The organism is Bacillus sp. FSL K6-1560 (assembly GCF_038592935.1).
GTDB classification, from domain to species: Bacteria; Bacillota; Bacilli; order Bacillales; family Bacillaceae; genus Bacillus; species Bacillus subtilis.
The window spans coordinates 3,019,973-3,034,728 of record NZ_CP151946.1 but is presented as its reverse complement, the minus strand read 5'-3'; the positions used below and the strand labels follow the sequence as shown (position 1 = coordinate 3,034,728).

Annotated in this window: 19 protein-coding genes; 15 read left to right on the top strand and 4 right to left on the bottom strand. The window is 45.5% G+C overall.

Features of this window, described 5'->3' with window-relative positions:
* Window positions 1–123: 123 nt before the first annotated feature.
* From NYE22_RS16280 to nprB, 4 genes are all read left to right on the top strand, one after another.
* On the top strand, window positions 124–471 hold the full coding sequence (locus NYE22_RS16280) for a PadR family transcriptional regulator (RefSeq protein WP_003245674.1): 348 nt from the start codon (window positions 124–126) through the stop codon (window positions 469–471).
* The gene (locus tag NYE22_RS16275) at window positions 468–1,055 is read left to right on the top strand and encodes a hypothetical protein (RefSeq protein WP_046160269.1); all 588 of its coding nucleotides are present in this window, start codon (window positions 468–470) and stop codon (window positions 1,053–1,055) included. The genes NYE22_RS16280 and NYE22_RS16275 overlap by 4 nt, the downstream gene beginning before the upstream one ends.
* A gap of 19 nt (window positions 1,056–1,074) precedes the next feature.
* A complete protein-coding gene (locus NYE22_RS16270; protein ID WP_003233021.1) occupies window positions 1,075–1,368 on the top strand; it encodes a DUF3784 domain-containing protein in 294 nt (97 codons plus the stop codon).
* 135 nt (window positions 1,369–1,503) lie between these two features.
* Window positions 1,504–3,120, top strand: coding sequence for a neutral protease NprB (nprB, locus tag NYE22_RS16265; RefSeq protein ID WP_286317515.1), 1,617 nt, complete (start codon window positions 1,504–1,506; stop codon window positions 3,118–3,120).
* A 46-nt stretch (window positions 3,121–3,166) separates the two neighbouring features.
* Here the strand turns inward: nprB and NYE22_RS16260 are convergent, their stop codons facing one another.
* Window positions 3,167–4,018 (bottom strand): DegV family protein, encoded by an 852-nt coding sequence (locus NYE22_RS16260; protein ID WP_003245785.1) that lies wholly within the window; start codon window positions 4,016–4,018, stop codon window positions 3,167–3,169.
* Between the two features lie 137 nt (window positions 4,019–4,155).
* Between NYE22_RS16260 and NYE22_RS16255 the strand changes: the two genes are divergently transcribed.
* Together NYE22_RS16255 and NYE22_RS16250 are read left to right on the top strand one after the other, a co-directional pair.
* Window positions 4,156–4,998, top strand: a complete 843-nt coding sequence (locus tag NYE22_RS16255) for a YitT family protein (protein WP_003245017.1) — start codon at window positions 4,156–4,158, stop codon at window positions 4,996–4,998.
* 18 nt (window positions 4,999–5,016) lie between these two features.
* Window positions 5,017–5,472 carry a BsuPI-related putative proteinase inhibitor gene (locus NYE22_RS16250; protein ID WP_069322520.1) on the top strand — a complete coding sequence of 152 codons (456 nt, stop codon included), beginning with the start codon at window positions 5,017–5,019 and terminating at the stop codon, window positions 5,470–5,472.
* A gap of 30 nt (window positions 5,473–5,502) precedes the next feature.
* Here the strand turns inward: NYE22_RS16250 and NYE22_RS16245 are convergent, their stop codons facing one another.
* From NYE22_RS16245 to yitU, 3 genes are all read right to left on the bottom strand, one after another.
* Complete coding sequence (locus NYE22_RS16245) at window positions 5,503–5,700, bottom strand: DUF3813 domain-containing protein (protein WP_003245613.1); 198 nt, start codon at window positions 5,698–5,700, stop codon at window positions 5,503–5,505.
* Window positions 5,701–5,853, bottom strand: a complete 153-nt coding sequence (locus tag NYE22_RS16240; RefSeq protein WP_003245103.1) for a hypothetical protein — start codon at window positions 5,851–5,853, stop codon at window positions 5,701–5,703.
* A gap of 103 nt (window positions 5,854–5,956) precedes the next feature.
* Window positions 5,957–6,769 (bottom strand): 5-amino-6-(5-phospho-D-ribitylamino)uracil phosphatase YitU, encoded by an 813-nt coding sequence (yitU, locus tag NYE22_RS16235; protein ID WP_021479570.1) that lies wholly within the window; start codon window positions 6,767–6,769, stop codon window positions 5,957–5,959.
* A gap of 120 nt (window positions 6,770–6,889) precedes the next feature.
* On the opposite strand from yitU, the gene NYE22_RS16230 reads away from it, so the two are divergent.
* The 9 genes from NYE22_RS16230 to NYE22_RS16190 all read left to right on the top strand — a co-directional run bounded on the left by NYE22_RS16230 (window position 6,890) and on the right by NYE22_RS16190 (window position 14,724).
* Entirely contained in the window at window positions 6,890–7,657 is a 768-nt protein-coding gene (locus tag NYE22_RS16230; protein WP_003233006.1) for a prolyl oligopeptidase family serine peptidase, read from the top strand.
* Window positions 7,658–7,720: 63 nt separating this feature from the next.
* Complete coding sequence (locus tag NYE22_RS16225) at window positions 7,721–8,029, top strand: metal-sulfur cluster assembly factor (protein ID WP_014479422.1); 309 nt, start codon at window positions 7,721–7,723, stop codon at window positions 8,027–8,029.
* Between the two features lie 64 nt (window positions 8,030–8,093).
* Window positions 8,094–8,264 carry a YqaE/Pmp3 family membrane protein gene (locus NYE22_RS16220; RefSeq protein ID WP_161619703.1) on the top strand — a complete coding sequence of 57 codons (171 nt, stop codon included), beginning with the start codon at window positions 8,094–8,096 and terminating at the stop codon, window positions 8,262–8,264.
* Window positions 8,265–8,325: 61 nt separating this feature from the next.
* Window positions 8,326–9,756 carry an FAD-binding oxidoreductase gene (locus NYE22_RS16215; protein WP_049140715.1) on the top strand — a complete coding sequence of 477 codons (1,431 nt, stop codon included), beginning with the start codon at window positions 8,326–8,328 and terminating at the stop codon, window positions 9,754–9,756.
* Window positions 9,756–10,295, top strand: coding sequence for an MFS transporter (locus tag NYE22_RS16210; RefSeq protein WP_003232993.1), 540 nt, complete (start codon window positions 9,756–9,758; stop codon window positions 10,293–10,295). Before NYE22_RS16215 ends, NYE22_RS16210 begins: the two co-directional genes overlap by 1 nt.
* Before the next feature lie 206 nt (window positions 10,296–10,501).
* The gene (gene argC / locus NYE22_RS16205) at window positions 10,502–11,539 is read left to right on the top strand and encodes an N-acetyl-gamma-glutamyl-phosphate reductase (RefSeq protein ID WP_124048300.1); all 1,038 of its coding nucleotides are present in this window, start codon (window positions 10,502–10,504) and stop codon (window positions 11,537–11,539) included.
* Window positions 11,540–11,558: 19 nt separating this feature from the next.
* Window positions 11,559–12,779 carry a bifunctional ornithine acetyltransferase/N-acetylglutamate synthase gene (gene argJ / locus NYE22_RS16200; protein WP_342411977.1) on the top strand — a complete coding sequence of 407 codons (1,221 nt, stop codon included), beginning with the start codon at window positions 11,559–11,561 and terminating at the stop codon, window positions 12,777–12,779.
* A 14-nt stretch (window positions 12,780–12,793) separates the two neighbouring features.
* On the top strand, window positions 12,794–13,570 hold the full coding sequence (gene argB, locus NYE22_RS16195) for an acetylglutamate kinase (RefSeq protein WP_014476417.1): 777 nt from the start codon (window positions 12,794–12,796) through the stop codon (window positions 13,568–13,570).
* On the top strand, window positions 13,567–14,724 hold the full coding sequence (locus NYE22_RS16190) for an acetylornithine transaminase (RefSeq protein WP_021479563.1): 1,158 nt from the start codon (window positions 13,567–13,569) through the stop codon (window positions 14,722–14,724). The genes argB and NYE22_RS16190 overlap by 4 nt, the downstream gene beginning before the upstream one ends.
* Window positions 14,725–14,756: the final 32 nt, after the last annotated feature.

Genomic DNA, 14,756 nt, shown 5'->3' with positions numbered 1-14,756 from the left:
ACATTTATGTAATAAAAAGGTTAAAAAGTATGAGAAATTCCATTTTTGTTAAAAGGAAAAACAGGACATTTTACACTGCTATATGTGATTGATATATAGTGGTTTTTTCGATATATTTAAACCATGAAAACGAATCAAGTTAATGACCGCTGGATTGTTCAATTTCGAAAAGGGATTTTCGAGCTGGCCATCCTATCCCTTCTGCGTTCTAAACCGATGTACGGTTATGAGCTGACGTCATCCTTAAAAACCACCTCGGCGCTGGCTATTTCAGAGGGAGCGATTTATCCGATTCTGAAACGTATGACCGAGAAGGGATGGATCGAATTTTTTTGGGAAGATTCACTGGACGGCCCGAAAAGAAAGTATTACAAAATGACGCAAAAAGGAGAAGAAATGTTAAAAGAACGGCTGGAGAAATACCTGGAAACCCATCAAGCCTTACTGTCTTTATCGGGGGATTTGCTATGAATGGACAGCTTATCATTGACCGATACATGGAGGAACTAAATGCAGAGCTGGCGAATATGCCTGATGTAGAGAGAGAAAACGCTATCGACGAATTAAAGGGGCATATCACCGCTTTCGTTCAAGACAGAATCAAAGCCGGCCTTAGTGAAGAGGAACTGCAGGAAGCTGTTGAATCTGAATTTTCTCATCCGAAGGAGCTTGCCGAATTGATGATGGGTGATGGGGGAGAGACGAAAAGGAGGAGGTCTTTATTGGGCAAAAGCTGGCTTTCGGTCCTTCTCATTGTCACGATTATTGCCCTGCCGCTGCTGCCGTCCGACTTCAGACAGCTGCCGCTGGCTGTTTATTTAATGGTGCTCGCCGGATATGTATGGAAGCGAAAAAAATTGATGATGTTTGCAGGTGTCAGAAAAAACAAAATGCGCTCTCAAAAGGAGATTGTTACGATTTCGCGAGTCGGTGCGGTTTATCTGCTGTTTTTAGCAGTGCTGCTTCTTTTGAGCCCGTTCCTCAATGCGCTTGTCGTCCTGCTGCTGATTGCAGTAAGCTGCGCCGCTTTTTTTCTTTTTCTTAACATCAAGTAATCTTGTAGGAGGCTGTAAGATGGAAATCAGCATCAATTATCTATTAATTGTCATCGCGCTTTTATTCTTTGTGGTTGCCTATTTTGTCGGAATCAAAAAACAAACCTGGATGCTGGCTGGGTTTAACGAGGCGCGTATACGGGATAAAGACCGGCTGGCCAGAATAGCAGGCTACTTTTTCTTGAATTCCGGTTTGTTCATTTTGCTGAATAGTTTTATCTCATTTCAAGGTCAGGAGCAGCTCATACCTCCGCTTATACTGGCATATGGAGCAGGGGTTATTATTTATGTCAATAAAAAATTAGTAGAGTAGAAAAAGAAGGGCAGAGCGAAATATCTCCGCCCTTCTTTTTTGGGAAAATAAGAACGAAGCACCACATACAAGTTTTTGTATTTTTGATAGGATGAAGAAAAATGGTAGATTCCAAAATAGGAAGGATGTGGTGTTTTGCGCAACCTGACCAAGACATCTCTATTACTGGCCGGCTTATGCACGGCGGCCCAAATGGTTTTTGTAACACATGCCTCAGCTGATCAAAGCATCAAATACGACCATACGTATCAAACCCCTTCATACATCATCGAAAAGTCATCGCAGAAGCCGGTACAAAACACAACCCAGAAAGAATCGCTATTTTCCTATCTTGACAAGCATCAAACGCAGTTTAAGCTCAAAGGGAATGCGAACAGTCATTTTCGCATTTCGAAAACCATAAAGGATCCAAAAACAAAACAAACGTTTTTTAAATTAACGGAGGTTTACAAAGGAATTCCGATTTACGGCTTTGAACAAGCGGTCGCGATGAAGGAAAACAAACAAGTGAAAAGTTTCTTTGGAAAGGTGCATCCGCAAATCAAGGACGTCTCCATCACACCGTCTATTTCTGAGAAAAAAGCAATACATACAGCAAGGCGTGAGCTCGAGGCTTCCATTGGAAAAATCGAATATCTTGATGGGGAACCAAAAGGCGAATTATATATCTATCCACACGACGGTGAATATGATCTCGCCTACCTTGTGAGACTCTCGACATCTGAACCTGATCCTGGCTATTGGCATTATTTCATCGATGCCAAAAACGGAAAGGTCATTGAGTCCTTTAATGCCATTCATGAAGCGGCAGGTACAGGAATCGGCGTATCAGGTGATGAAAAAAGCTTTGACGTCACAGAACAAAATGGGCGCTTTTATTTGGCTGACGAAACAAGGGGAAAAGGGATCAATACATTTGACGCGAAGAACCTGAACGAAACCTTGTTTACGCTTTTGTCTCAACTAATCGGGTATACGGGCAAAGAAATAGTCAGCGGCACGTTCGTATTTAATGAACCTGCGGCTGTAGACGCACACGCAAATGCGCAAGCCGTTTACGATTATTACAGCAAGACATTTGGCCGTGATTCTTTTGATCAAAACGGAGCAAGAATTACGTCTACCGTGCATGTCGGCAAACAATGGAACAATGCTGCGTGGAACGGTGTCCAGATGGTATACGGGGATGGAGATGGTTCGAAATTTAAGCCGCTGTCTGGATCGCTCGACATTGTCGCGCATGAAATCACACACGCAGTCACACAGTATTCCGCCGGTCTTTTATATCAAGGAGAACCCGGTGCATTAAATGAGTCCATTTCTGACATTATGGGCGCGATGGCTGACCGTGATGATTGGGAGATCGGCGAAGATGTCTATACTCCTGGTATTGCAGGAGATTCATTGCGGTCATTGGAGGACCCATCTAAGCAGGGAAATCCAGATCATTACTCGAACCGCTACACAGGAACAGAGGATTATGGCGGAGTCCATATCAATTCGTCCATTCACAATAAAGCAGCTTATCTTCTTGCAGAAGGAGGCGTGCACCACGGTGTACAGGTTGAAGGGATTGGGCGTGAAGCAAGTGAACAAATTTACTATCGGGCTTTAACATATTATGTAACGGCATCTACAGATTTCAGCATGATGAAGCAAGCGGCGATTGAAGCTGCCAATGATTTATACGGTGAAGGCTCGAAGCAATCAGCTTCAGTCGAAAAGGCGTATGAGGCTGTCGGAATTCTATGAGCAAACAAAAACAGTCAGACTCTGTGTCCTGACTGTTTTTGTTTGCTCATTTTCTTAAAAAGAATATCGCCAATGTACCTGGACCGGCATGCGAGCCGATTGCTGAACTGATTGGATGCATAATGATTTCTTTCGGCTTGAACGCTTCCTCAATCAGGTGTTTCATGTCCGTGGCTTTTTCTTTGTTCGCGGCGTAGCTGATCCCGACGGTTTGATTGCTCCAATCATCCCCGCGCTCTTTCATAAGCTCGATGATCCGTTTGAAAAGTTTCTTCTGTCCGCGGATTTTTTCCAGAGGCACAAGCTTGCCGTCCTCCATCTGAAGCAGCGGTTTAATATTCAACAGGCCGCCGACAAAAGCGGACGTTTTGGATATCCGGCCGCCCCTCGCGAGATATGTTAAATCATCAACGGTAAAAATGTGTTCAAGCTGGCTGCAAAAGTTCTTTACAGACGTTTCAATTTCTTGTATTGTATTCCCGTTGATACAGAGATCGGCAGCATGCCGGACAGCCAGACCGTATCCTAATGAAGCGCATTTGGAATCAATGACCCGCAAATCGAAATCGGGGAATTCCTCCTTCACTTCATTGGCGATCATTACAGCTGTCTGATACGTGCCGGAGAGACCTGAGGAAAAGGCAATGTAAAGAGCGGGATCACCTGTTTCGGCATATTGCAAAAACACATTTTTAATCGTTTGCGGTGAGGCTTGGGACGTCTTAGGGGTTTCTCCATTTTGCATCGCTTCAAATATTTGATCCGCATGAATTGTGACTGCATCTTCGAATTCTTTATCGCCGAGAGAAACCCTGAGCGGAATAAAGCCAATGCCTTTTTCTTCAAAATAAGAACGAGGCAAATCAGTGGCGCTGTCAGCGATGAGATGAACTGTCATATTGCTTCCCTTCTTTCCGTTATCGCTCGTTATCATGAGAGTTAAGCCAACTATATCATATTAATTTGCCAAAATCGTGTTCAAATATTTGTTTTAAGGGAAAACATAATAAAGAAGAAAGAGCGGAGGAACATGCCATGGTACTAGATCAAACAAAAAAATTACTCATCGTCATCATCGGCGCTTTACTCAATGCTGCCGGGCTGAACTTATTTTTGATACCTGCAGATGTATATGCCAGCGGATTTACAGGTGTTGCCCAGCTTTTATCAAGCGTCGTTGATCAATATGCCCCCTTTTACATATCGACGGGAACGCTCTTGTTCCTCTTAAACATTCCGGTCGGTATTTTAGGATGGCTGAAGGTCGGCAAATCGTTTACAGTGTACAGCATTTTAAGTGTCGCACTCACTACTCTGTTTATGGGGATCCTGCCGGAAACAAGCCTGTCACATGACATTTTGCTGAACGCGGTGTTCGGCGGCGTCATTTCCGCAGTCGGTATCGGCTTAACATTAAAATACGGAGCTTCGACAGGCGGGCTTGATATCGTCGCCATGGTACTTGCAAAGTGGAAGGATAAACCCGTCGGCACGTATTTCTTCATTCTGAACGGGATTATCATCTTGACGGCAGGATTATTGCAAGGTTGGGAGAAAGCATTATATACCCTGGTTACACTATATGTGACAACGAGGGTGATCGACGCCATTCACACTCGCCACATGAAGCTTACGGCAATGATTGTGACGAAAAAAGCGGACGAAATCAAGGAAGCCATTTACGGAAAAATGGTGCGCGGCATCACAACTGTTCCGGCAAAAGGAGCTTTTACGAACGAACAGAAAGAAATGATGATTATCGTCATCACGAGGTATGAACTGTACGATTTAGAAAAGATCGTCAAAGAAGTTGATCCGAAAGCATTTACGAACATCGTTCAAACGACAGGGATTTTTGGTTTCTTTAGAAAAGACTGACGAAAGCAGGTGGAAGTCGTGAAACGGCTGCTTGTGATGCTTCTCCCCGTGCTGCTTTTGATAGGCTGCGGGAAAGATGAGCAGACAGAACCCGATAAGGAGGTATCAGGCGGAATGGAGAATCAAGAGGTTGTTTTATCTATTGACGCAATTCAGGAGCCTGAACAAATCAAGTTTAACATGTCGCTGAAGAACCAAAGCGAACGTGCTGTCGAGTTTCAATTCAGCACAGGGCAAAAATTTGAACTTGTCGTGTATGATTCTGAGCACAAAGAAAGATACCGTTATTCGAAAGACAAAATGTTTACGCAGGCTTTTCAAAACCTGACGCTTGAATCTGGAGAAACATATGATTTCTCTGATGTGTGGAAGGAAGTCCCTGAGCCCGGAACCTATGAGGTCAAGGTGACATTTAAGGGCAGGGCGGAAAATCTCAAGCAGGTTCAGGCTGTTCAGCAGTTTGAAGTCAAATAAGAGGCTATGGCGAGTCGCCATAGCCTTTTTTTATTGCAGTTTGTCCAGCTGATTTTGAAATTGATGCAACTGTTGACGTTCCGCATCTGTCGAATTGGCATACGCAGAAGATACAGCATTTTTGGCTCTCAGAATCGCTTGCTCCTGATCGCCTTCCTCAAAGCCGTTTGTCACCATGACCGCCTGTTGAACAAATGATTTTGCCTGCTGAAATAGTTCATTTCTCATTTAATATTCATACTGCCTTTCAGCCGAGTCTCGTGCCGCGGCATGCTGGTGAGCTTCTTCTAAAGTAGACCGATATGGAAATCTTGCGGCGTGTAGCCCGATGGAGTCTTTACCCTGCTGAATAAACCTTCTGGATTTGCTTCGTTTACCCATTTTGAGACTGCCCCCTTCCATACTTTGACGAGATGAGTCGTCTTCAATAGTATGGTGGGGGAAAGTAAGGTTTATGAGTGGGAAAAATTAATACGGACCTTCTTTAAAGTGAGAAATATTCTTTCAAAAACCTTGCCACGCCGTCCTCTTCATTTGTGGCCGTAGTTCGGTTGGCAATCTGCTTGACCGCGTCAATTCCATTTCCCATTGCAACGCCGCAGCCTGCAAATTCAAGCATTTCCAAATCGTTATCCTCATCTCCAAAAGCAATGATCCGCTCCCTAGGCACGCCGTAATAATCGCTGATTTTCTGCAGGCCGACCGCTTTATTCATGCCGCTTTTGATAATTTCAATGACATGCCACGGAGCGGCCCATCTTCTATGGTCGATCACCTCGGCATGCACATCCGATAAATATGAGCGTATTGCCGGCACATCCTCTTCCTTTGCATGTATGAGTACGGACGTCACATCTTCACCGAGATTTTCCCGCAAGTCTCCGACCGTTACATTTGTTGTGTTCATGTTAAAGGCATCAATCAGGTGCTCATCATGGTAATGAAAGTATACGTCATCAATGACTTCAGCAAGCACGTTATGTACGTTGTAGCTCTCGCTGATATCCACGAGCTGTTTGACAACATCAAGCGGCAGCGACGTATGATACCGTCCCCAGCTGTCGTCTTGCGGATGATGGACAAATGCTCCGTTAAAATTGACAATTGGCGTTGTCAGCTCCATCTGCTGGTAGTACATGGAACTTGAACGATACGGACGGCCTGTTGAGATGCAGACATGATGCCCGTCATCTTTTAGGCGCTGTATCGTCTGAAGGGTGTTTTCAGATATGGTTTTATCATCCTTTAATAATGTTCCATCTAAATCTAATGCGATTAAATAGGGTTTTGTCTCCATGAAAAGCTCCTTTAACCTTAGATTTTGCTTGTTTTGCCTTACTTACAGTGTAGCTTTTTACCATCTTTATTGTCTACATGTTACACTTATGATTATGGTTATCCTAAGGAGGGGCACATTGTGATACAAATTGAGAATCAAACCGTTTCCGGTATTCCGTTTTTACATATTGTAAAGGAAGAGAACAGGCACCGCGCTGTTCCTCTTGTGATCTTTATCCATGGTTTTACAAGCGCGAAGGAACACAACCTTCATATTGCTTATCTGCTTGCGGAGAAGGGTTTTAGAGCCGTTCTGCCGGAGGCTTTGCACCATGGGGAACGGGGAGAAGAAATGGCTGTCGAAGAGCTGGCGGGGCATTTTTGGGATATCGTCCTAAACGAGATTGAAGAGATCGGCGTACTTAAAAACCATTTTGAAAAAGAGGGCCTGATAGACGGCGGCCGCATCGGTCTCGCAGGCACGTCAATGGGCGGCATCACAACGCTTGGCGCTTTGACTGCGTATGATTGGATAAAAGCCGGCGTCAGCCTGATGGGAAGCCCCAATTACGTGGAGCTGTTTCAGCAGCAGATTGACCATATTCAATCTCAGGGCATTGAAATCGATGTGCCGGAAGAGAAGGTACAGCAGCTGATGAAACGTCTCGAATTGCGGGATCTCAGCCTTCAGCCGGAGAAACTGCAACAGCGCCCGCTTTTATTTTGGCATGGTGCAAAAGATAAGGTCGTGCCTTACGCGCCGACCCGGAAATTTTATGACACGATCAAATCCCATTACAGCGAGCAGCCGGAACGCCTGCAATTTATCGGAGATGAAAACGCTGACCATAAAGTCCCGCGGGCAGCTGTGTTAAAAACGATTGAATGGTTTGAAACGTACTTATAAAGCACGAAGTTATTAACAAGAGCTGAATTTACGTTATACTGTAGAAAAAAGGAGTGAGGGAACGTGGAAGAAGCATTAAAAGAAAACATCATGGGCGCCCTGGAACAGGTTGTCGATCCTGAGCTTGGCGTTGATATCGTGAACCTTGGTTTGGTATACGACGTTGACATGGATGAAGACGGCTTAACGCACGTGACGATGACACTGACATCAATGGGATGCCCTTTAGCGCCGATTATCGTGGATGAGGTGAAAAAAGCATTAGCGGACCTTCCTGAGGTGAAAGACACAGAGGTTCACATTGTATGGAATCCGCCTTGGACTAGGGATAAAATGTCCAGATACGCAAAAATTGCGCTTGGCATTCAATAAAACAAAAGAGGACAGCCTGATATGTGAGGCTGTCCTTTTTTACAGCTGAAAGGAGTGAAAGGAAATGATGTACCTGCTGGCAGTTTTATGCCCGCCGCTTGCTGTTTTGTTTTCGGGAAAACCGTTTCAGGCCTTGCTGAATCTCATATTGACCTGTATCTTTTGGCTGCCGGGCGCGATTCACGCCTGCTTTATCGTCGCCGACCACCGTGCCGAAAAACGGGCAAGAAGATAATTTGGAAAAATGAGGACGCAGTCATGGTATAATGGTTATAAAAAACAGCAGGGAGAGCACTATGAAAAAGAAATTGCTTGCATTCGCGCTTTGTACTGGCGCGTATGCGGCCCTGTTTGCGTACTCTGTGAACCCAGAGCAAAAAACAGACACAAGCGAGATGACGGATGTCAGCCGCCTGATGCCTGTAAAAATAAAGCAGACAGTGAAAGGGCAGGAAGAGGAAACGCTCATTGACACAGTCAAAGAGGCAAATCGAAAAAACATAAAAATTTCAATCGCCGGGGCCCAGCACTCCATGGGCGGCCATACATATTATGAGGACGGCATCGTTCTCGACATGACGGGCTACAACAAAATCCTGTCACTCGATCAAGAGAAGAAAACCATCAGGGTGCAAAGCGGTGCAACGTGGAATGATATCCAGAAATACGTGAATCCATACGGACTCGCGGTAAAAGTCATGCAGTCACAAAACATTTTTACAATCGGCGGATCTCTCAGCGCAAATGCACACGGACGTGATATTCGCTACGGCTCGCTGATTGATACAGTCAAATCATTTCGGCTTTTAAAAGCTGACGGGACGATTATCACTGTCACTCCAAAAGATGATTTGTTTACGGCGGTCATCGGAGGGTACGGCCTTTTTGGCGTGATTCTTGATGTAACGCTTGAGCTGACAGATGATGAGCTGTATGTCATGAAGACAGAAAAAATGAATTACAGCACATACTCAGACTATTTTTCAAAGCATGTAAAAGGAAATCCAGATGTCCGAATGCATCTGGCGCGAATTTCAACAGCGAAAAAAGGATTTCTGAAAGACATGTATGTCACGAATTACGTATTGGCTAATCATCAGGATCAGCTGTCCTCATACAGCGAACTTAAAGAAGACGAGTATACGGGAGCCACAAAGTTTGCACTCGGTTTGTCAAGACGGTATGAATGGGGCAGGAATTGGCTGTGGGACACACAGCAATCCTATTTCCTGAGCCAAAACGGCACAGAGATTTCACGCAATAACGTCATGCGGTCCGAATCAAAGTTTCTTGAGTATGAAAACAATGACAACACAGATGTTTTGCAAGAATACTTTGTGCCCGTGAAGGAGTATGGGTCCTATATTGATGACCTGAGACAAACGCTGTCGGACGAAGATCTGAACCTGCTGAACATTACGATCCGCTACGTGCAGAAAAATGAAAAGGCCGACCTTTCCTATGCGAAGGACGATATGTTTTCGCTCGTACTATTAATAAACGAGGGCTTTTCAAAAGAAGACCAGGCAGATACTGCCCGAATCATCAGGCACATGACAGACGTTGCCATCAAGCACGGCGGCAGCTATTATCTGCCTTATATGACCTACCAGACAAAAGCGCAAATGAGACAGGCATATCCGAAAAGTGAAGCGTTTTTTCAGAAAAAACGAACCTATGACCCGGATGAGCGCTTTATGAATTACTTTTATCAGAGGTATAAATAATGGGGAAAAACAAATTAAAATGGCTGACATTATCACAAAGCAGCGTGTTTTTCGCAAGCAGCTTAATCTTTCCGTTTTATATTCTGTTTGTGAAAAATATCGGCTCAAGCTACACACAGTTCGGTTTTTCCTACGGATTGTTCGGGTTGAGCGGAGCGCTCATTTACCCGCTCCTCGGACGGCTGTCTGAAAGGTTTGACAGCCGTTATTTTCTGCTTCTGAACTCGTGGGGGATGGCTGTTCTGCTTTTATATGTCCCGCATATCGGAAGCGTCGTTCAAGTGTACATCGTCCAAGTGCTGTTAGGGCTCTTTGGAGCGATGCAAAAGCATGGAGAAAAAGTGCTGATCGCTAATTTTACAGACAGCGGAGAGCGTGGAAAGAAGATTGGAAATTACCATTTTTGGACAGCTGTCTTTTCAGCAGCAGCCATTATGCTCGGGGGCTTTCTCGCTGACTTTTTTACAGTGCAAATGATTTTTTATGCAAGCTCTATTCTATATTTTTTGAGTGGATTGATGATGATGAAAACAGGCTGACGCGGTCAGCCTGTTTTTTTTATGCGTCTGAAATGCGGCGCCGCATCAACGTTTTTGTGCTGGAGTCGTGCTGATTTTTTTGAGCGAAATTTCCATTGAACAGAAAATTTATAAATGAATAAAAATATTAAATATACGATTGAATTAATTTTTATTCATGTTATAATGTTAAATAATTTCACAAAGACCAAGAGGGTGAACTTGTTTTGAAAATAGGAATTGTAGGTGCTACAGGATATGGAGGCACCGAACTTGTCAGGATTCTTTCGCATCATCCTCATGCAGAGGAATGCATACTTTATTCATCCAGCGGAGAAGGGAATGTCTATAGCGAGGGTTATCCTCATCTTACCGGCTTAGCGGATCAGCAGCTGAAGCCGATTGATATGAATACGATCAAACACGAAATAGATATCATGTTTCTCGCTGCGCCGCCCGGAGTATCAAGTGAATTGACTCCAAAGCTGGCAGAAGCGGGAATTCCGGTTATTGATCTGTCAGGTGATCTGAGGATACAAGATCCGGCTGAATATGAAAAATGGTATAAACGGACAGCGGCACCGAAGGCGGTGATTCAAGAGGCGGTATACGGTCTGGCAGAACTGAATCAACAGCAAATTCAACAGGCGAAACTCATTGCCAATCCAGGCTGTTTTCCAACAGCTGTTTTGCTTGGCCTCGCACCATTGGCTCAAAAGAAACTGCTCGATGAATCTTTCGTTATCGTTGACGCGAAGACGGGTGTTTCCGGAGCGGGAAGAAAAGCATCCATGGGAACCCATTTTTCTGAGCTGAACGACAATTTTAAAATTTACAAAGTCAATGAACATCAGCACACGCCGGAAATTGAGCAGGCGCTGAATGAATGGCAGCCAGGCCTCGGGCCCATTACATTTTCGGCTCACTTGGTTCCGATGACAAGGGGCATTATGGCGACGATGTATACCAGATTAACCTGTGATCTATCAGCAGATGACCTGCATGATTTATATTCGGAATTTTACCAAGATTCATATTTTGTGAGAGTGAGGCCAAAAGGTCAGTACCCGCAAACGAAAGAAGTGTACGGCAGCAATTTCTGTGATATCGCCGTGACCCTCGATGAGAGAACGAACAGAGTCACGATCGTCTCGGTAATCGATAATTTAATGAAGGGTGCCGCCGGTCAGGCAGTGCAAAACTTTAATTTGATGAATGGCTGGAATGAAGAAACTGGACTCACCATCACGCCAATTTATCCATAGAACGGGAGAGAATCGAACCATGATTCAGTTAAGTGAAGATCAAATTGTAAAAGTAACAGGTGATGTATCCTCGCCAAAAGGGTTTCAGGCAAAGGGTGTGCATTGCGGACTGCGCTACTCGAAAAAAGACCTCGGCGTCATTATCAGCGAGACACCGGCCGTGAGTGCAGCGGTTTATACCCAAAGCCACTTTCAGGCTGCTCCGATCAAAGTGACACAAGATAGCTTAAAGCACGGACCGACACTGAAAGCCGTCATCGTCAACAGTGCCATTGCCAATGCCTGCACGGGAGAACAAGGCCTAAAGGACGCATACACAATGCGGGAGAGCTTTGCTTCACAGCTTGGCATTGAGCCGGAGTTTGTCGCTGTTTCATCAACGGGTGTCATCGGCGAGCATTTAGACATGGAAAAAATCCACGCGGGGATCGAACTGCTGAAAGAAACACCTGCGGGATCAGGCGATTTTGAGGAAGCCATTTTAACAACTGATACGGTGATCAAGCAGACGTGCTATGAACTGGCAATCGGCGGCAAAACAGTCACGATCGGCGGAGCGGCCAAAGGCTCAGGGATGATACACCCGAACATGGCCACGATGCTGGGATTTGTGACAACTGACGCGGCAATCGAAGAAAAAGCGCTGCAAAAGGCGCTTCGAGAAATCACTGACGTTTCATTTAACCAAATCACAGTTGACGGAGAAACATCCACGAACGATATGGTATTAGTTATGGCGAATGGCTGCGCCGAAAACGAGTGCCTGACAGAAGACCATCCAGACTGGCCGGTCTTTAAAAAAGCACTCATGCTCACTTGTGAGGATCTAGCTAAAGAGATTGCCAGAGACGGAGAAGGCGCGACAAAACTAATTGAAGCACAAGTACAGGGAGCGAAAAACAATCTTGATGCAAACGTCATTGCCAAAAAGATTGTCGGCTCAAATCTCGTGAAAACGGCAGTATACGGAACAGATGCCAACTGGGGGCGGATCATCGGAGCCATTGGACACTCCGCAGCTCAAGTGACGGCAGAAGAAGTAGAGGTTTATCTTGGCGGCCAATGCCTGTTTAAGAATAACGAGCCTCAGCCATTCTCTGAATCTCTCGCCAAGGAATACCTTGAAGGAGATGAAATCACCATTGTCATCAAGATGGATGAAGGGGACGGAAACGGGAGAGCGTGGGGCTGTGACCTGACCTATGACTATATCAAAATTAACGCGAGCTATCGCACGTAATAAAGGGGAGCGAAATGAAGAAAACAATCGTTTTTAAATGCGGGGGAAGCGTCATCCGTGAGCTGTCGGAGGAATTTTTTCAAAATCTGAAAGAGCTGATGGCGTCAGGCTGGAAGCTGGCGATCGTACATGGCGGGGGACCGGAAATCACGAATATGCTGAAACGGTTAAATATCAAGACAGAGTTTTCGGGCGGACAGAGGAAAACAACGAAGCCGGTGCTGGAAGTGGCGGAAATGGTTTTATCCGGTTCTGTCAATAAATTTTTCGTTGCTGAGCTTGCCAAACACGGACTGCGAGCCGCAGGCATTTCTGGAAAGGATGGAGGTCTTTTGGAGGCTGATTATCTAGATCCGGAAACATACGGAGAAGTGGGAGAAATCAAAAAAGTCGATGCGTCCATGGTGAACGCGCTGATGGAAAATGGCATCATCCCCGTTATTGCGCCGCTGTCTATGACAAGCGACTGCAAAACGCTGAATGTAAATGCTGATCTGGCTGCTTCAGCAGTCGCCGGAGCGCTTGAAGCCGATAAGCTGATGTTCGTAACGGATGTCGATGGAATCATGAAGGAAAAGCAGCGTCTGGACGTCCTGACCCCTAAGGAGATTCAGATGCTGATCAAGCAGGAAGTGATCACAGGAGGGATGATCCCGAAGGTCAATTCAGCCTTGTCAGCTTTATCAGATCAGGTGTCTGAAGTCATGATCGTAAACGGAAAAGGATCATTCTTCGCAGAACAAACCTTTCAAGGGACAAAAATCGTCAAAGCAAAGGAGGCTGTTTCATGAGCAGCTTGTTTCAAACCTACGGCCGTTGGGATATTGACATCAAAAAAGCAAAGGGAACGTACGTTGAGGATCAAAACGGCAAAACGTACCTTGATTTCATTCAGGGGATTGCGGTATCAAATCTAGGACACTGCCATGAAGCGGTGACAGAGGCAGTCAAAAAACAGCTTGACAGCGTATGGCACGTATCAAACCTGTTTCAAAACAGTCTCCAAGAGCAAGCGGCGCAGAAGCTGGCAGCGCATAGTGCGGGAGATCTTGTCTTTTTCTGCAACAGCGGCGCGGAGGCGAATGAAGGTGCGATAAAGCTTGCCAGAAAAGCAACTGGAAAAACAAAAATCATCACTTTTCTTCAGTCGTTCCATGGCCGCACGTATGCAGGGATGGCTGCGACCGGACAGGATAAAATCAAAACAGGCTTCGGCCCGATGCTTGAAGGCTTTCACTACCTGCCATACAATGATCCTTCTGCTTTTAAAGCTCTTGGGGAGGAAGGCGATATTGCCGCGGTGATGCTTGAAACAGTGCAGGGAGAAGGAGGAGTCAATCCGGCGAGTGCTGAATTTTTATCAGCCGTACAGTCGTTTTGCAAGGAAAAGCAAGTCCTTCTTATCATTGATGAAATCCAGACCGGCATCGGACGGACGGGAAAAGGCTTCGCATATGAGCACTTCGGACTCTCACCGGATATCATCACAGTCGCCAAAGGATTGGGAAACGGCTTTCCGGTCGGCGCTGTCATCGGAAAGAAACAGCTTGGAGAAGCGTTTACCCCTGGTTCTCACGGAACGACTTTCGGAGGAAACATGCTGGCGATGGCTGCTGTGAATGCCACATTGCAAATTGTATTCCAGCCTGACTTTCTGCAAGAGGCTGCTGACAAAGGGGCGTTTTTAAAAGAACAGCTTGAGGCAGAGCTAAAGAGCCCTTTTGTTAAACAAATCCGAGGTAAAGGATTAATGCTTGGAATTGAGTGTGATGGCCCGGTTGCTGACATTATTTCTGAATTGCAGACATTAGGCTTGCTTGTATTGCCGGCCGGCCCGAACGTGATTCGGCTGCTGCCGCCGCTCACCGTGACTAAGGATGAAATAGCAGAAGCCGTCAGCAAGCTGAAACAGGCAATCGCTCATCATTCCGCTGTAAACCAGTGATTTTTTTCGATATAAAGGCATAAAAATTCATT

What these genes read in the sequence shown, in the direction of transcription:
- argB (WP_014476417.1), top strand. Translation starts at nt 12,794, where the DNA reads ATGAAGAAAACAATCGTTTTTAAATGCGGGGGAAGCGTCATCCGTGAG.
- NYE22_RS16215 (WP_049140715.1), top strand. Translation starts at nt 8,326, where the DNA reads ATGAAAAAGAAATTGCTTGCATTCGCGCTTTGTACTGGCGCGTATGCG.
- NYE22_RS16255 (WP_003245017.1), top strand. Translation starts at nt 4,156, where the DNA reads ATGGTACTAGATCAAACAAAAAAATTACTCATCGTCATCATCGGCGCT.
- NYE22_RS16220 (WP_161619703.1), top strand. Translation starts at nt 8,094, where the DNA reads ATGATGTACCTGCTGGCAGTTTTATGCCCGCCGCTTGCTGTTTTGTTT.
- NYE22_RS16270 (WP_003233021.1), top strand. Translation starts at nt 1,075, where the DNA reads ATGGAAATCAGCATCAATTATCTATTAATTGTCATCGCGCTTTTATTC.
- yitU (WP_021479570.1), bottom strand. Translation starts at nt 6,769, where the DNA reads ATGGAGACAAAACCCTATTTAATCGCATTAGATTTAGATGGAACATTA.
- NYE22_RS16275 (WP_046160269.1), top strand. Translation starts at nt 468, where the DNA reads ATGAATGGACAGCTTATCATTGACCGATACATGGAGGAACTAAATGCA.
- NYE22_RS16280 (WP_003245674.1), top strand. Translation starts at nt 124, where the DNA reads ATGAAAACGAATCAAGTTAATGACCGCTGGATTGTTCAATTTCGAAAA.
- NYE22_RS16245 (WP_003245613.1), bottom strand. Translation starts at nt 5,700, where the DNA reads ATGAGAAATGAACTATTTCAGCAGGCAAAATCATTTGTTCAACAGGCG.
- NYE22_RS16240 (WP_003245103.1), bottom strand. Translation starts at nt 5,853, where the DNA reads ATGGGTAAACGAAGCAAATCCAGAAGGTTTATTCAGCAGGGTAAAGAC.
- NYE22_RS16190 (WP_021479563.1), top strand. Translation starts at nt 13,567, where the DNA reads ATGAGCAGCTTGTTTCAAACCTACGGCCGTTGGGATATTGACATCAAA.
- NYE22_RS16260 (WP_003245785.1), bottom strand. Translation starts at nt 4,018, where the DNA reads ATGACAGTTCATCTCATCGCTGACAGCGCCACTGATTTGCCTCGTTCT.
- NYE22_RS16210 (WP_003232993.1), top strand. Translation starts at nt 9,756, where the DNA reads ATGGGGAAAAACAAATTAAAATGGCTGACATTATCACAAAGCAGCGTG.
- argJ (WP_342411977.1), top strand. Translation starts at nt 11,559, where the DNA reads ATGATTCAGTTAAGTGAAGATCAAATTGTAAAAGTAACAGGTGATGTA.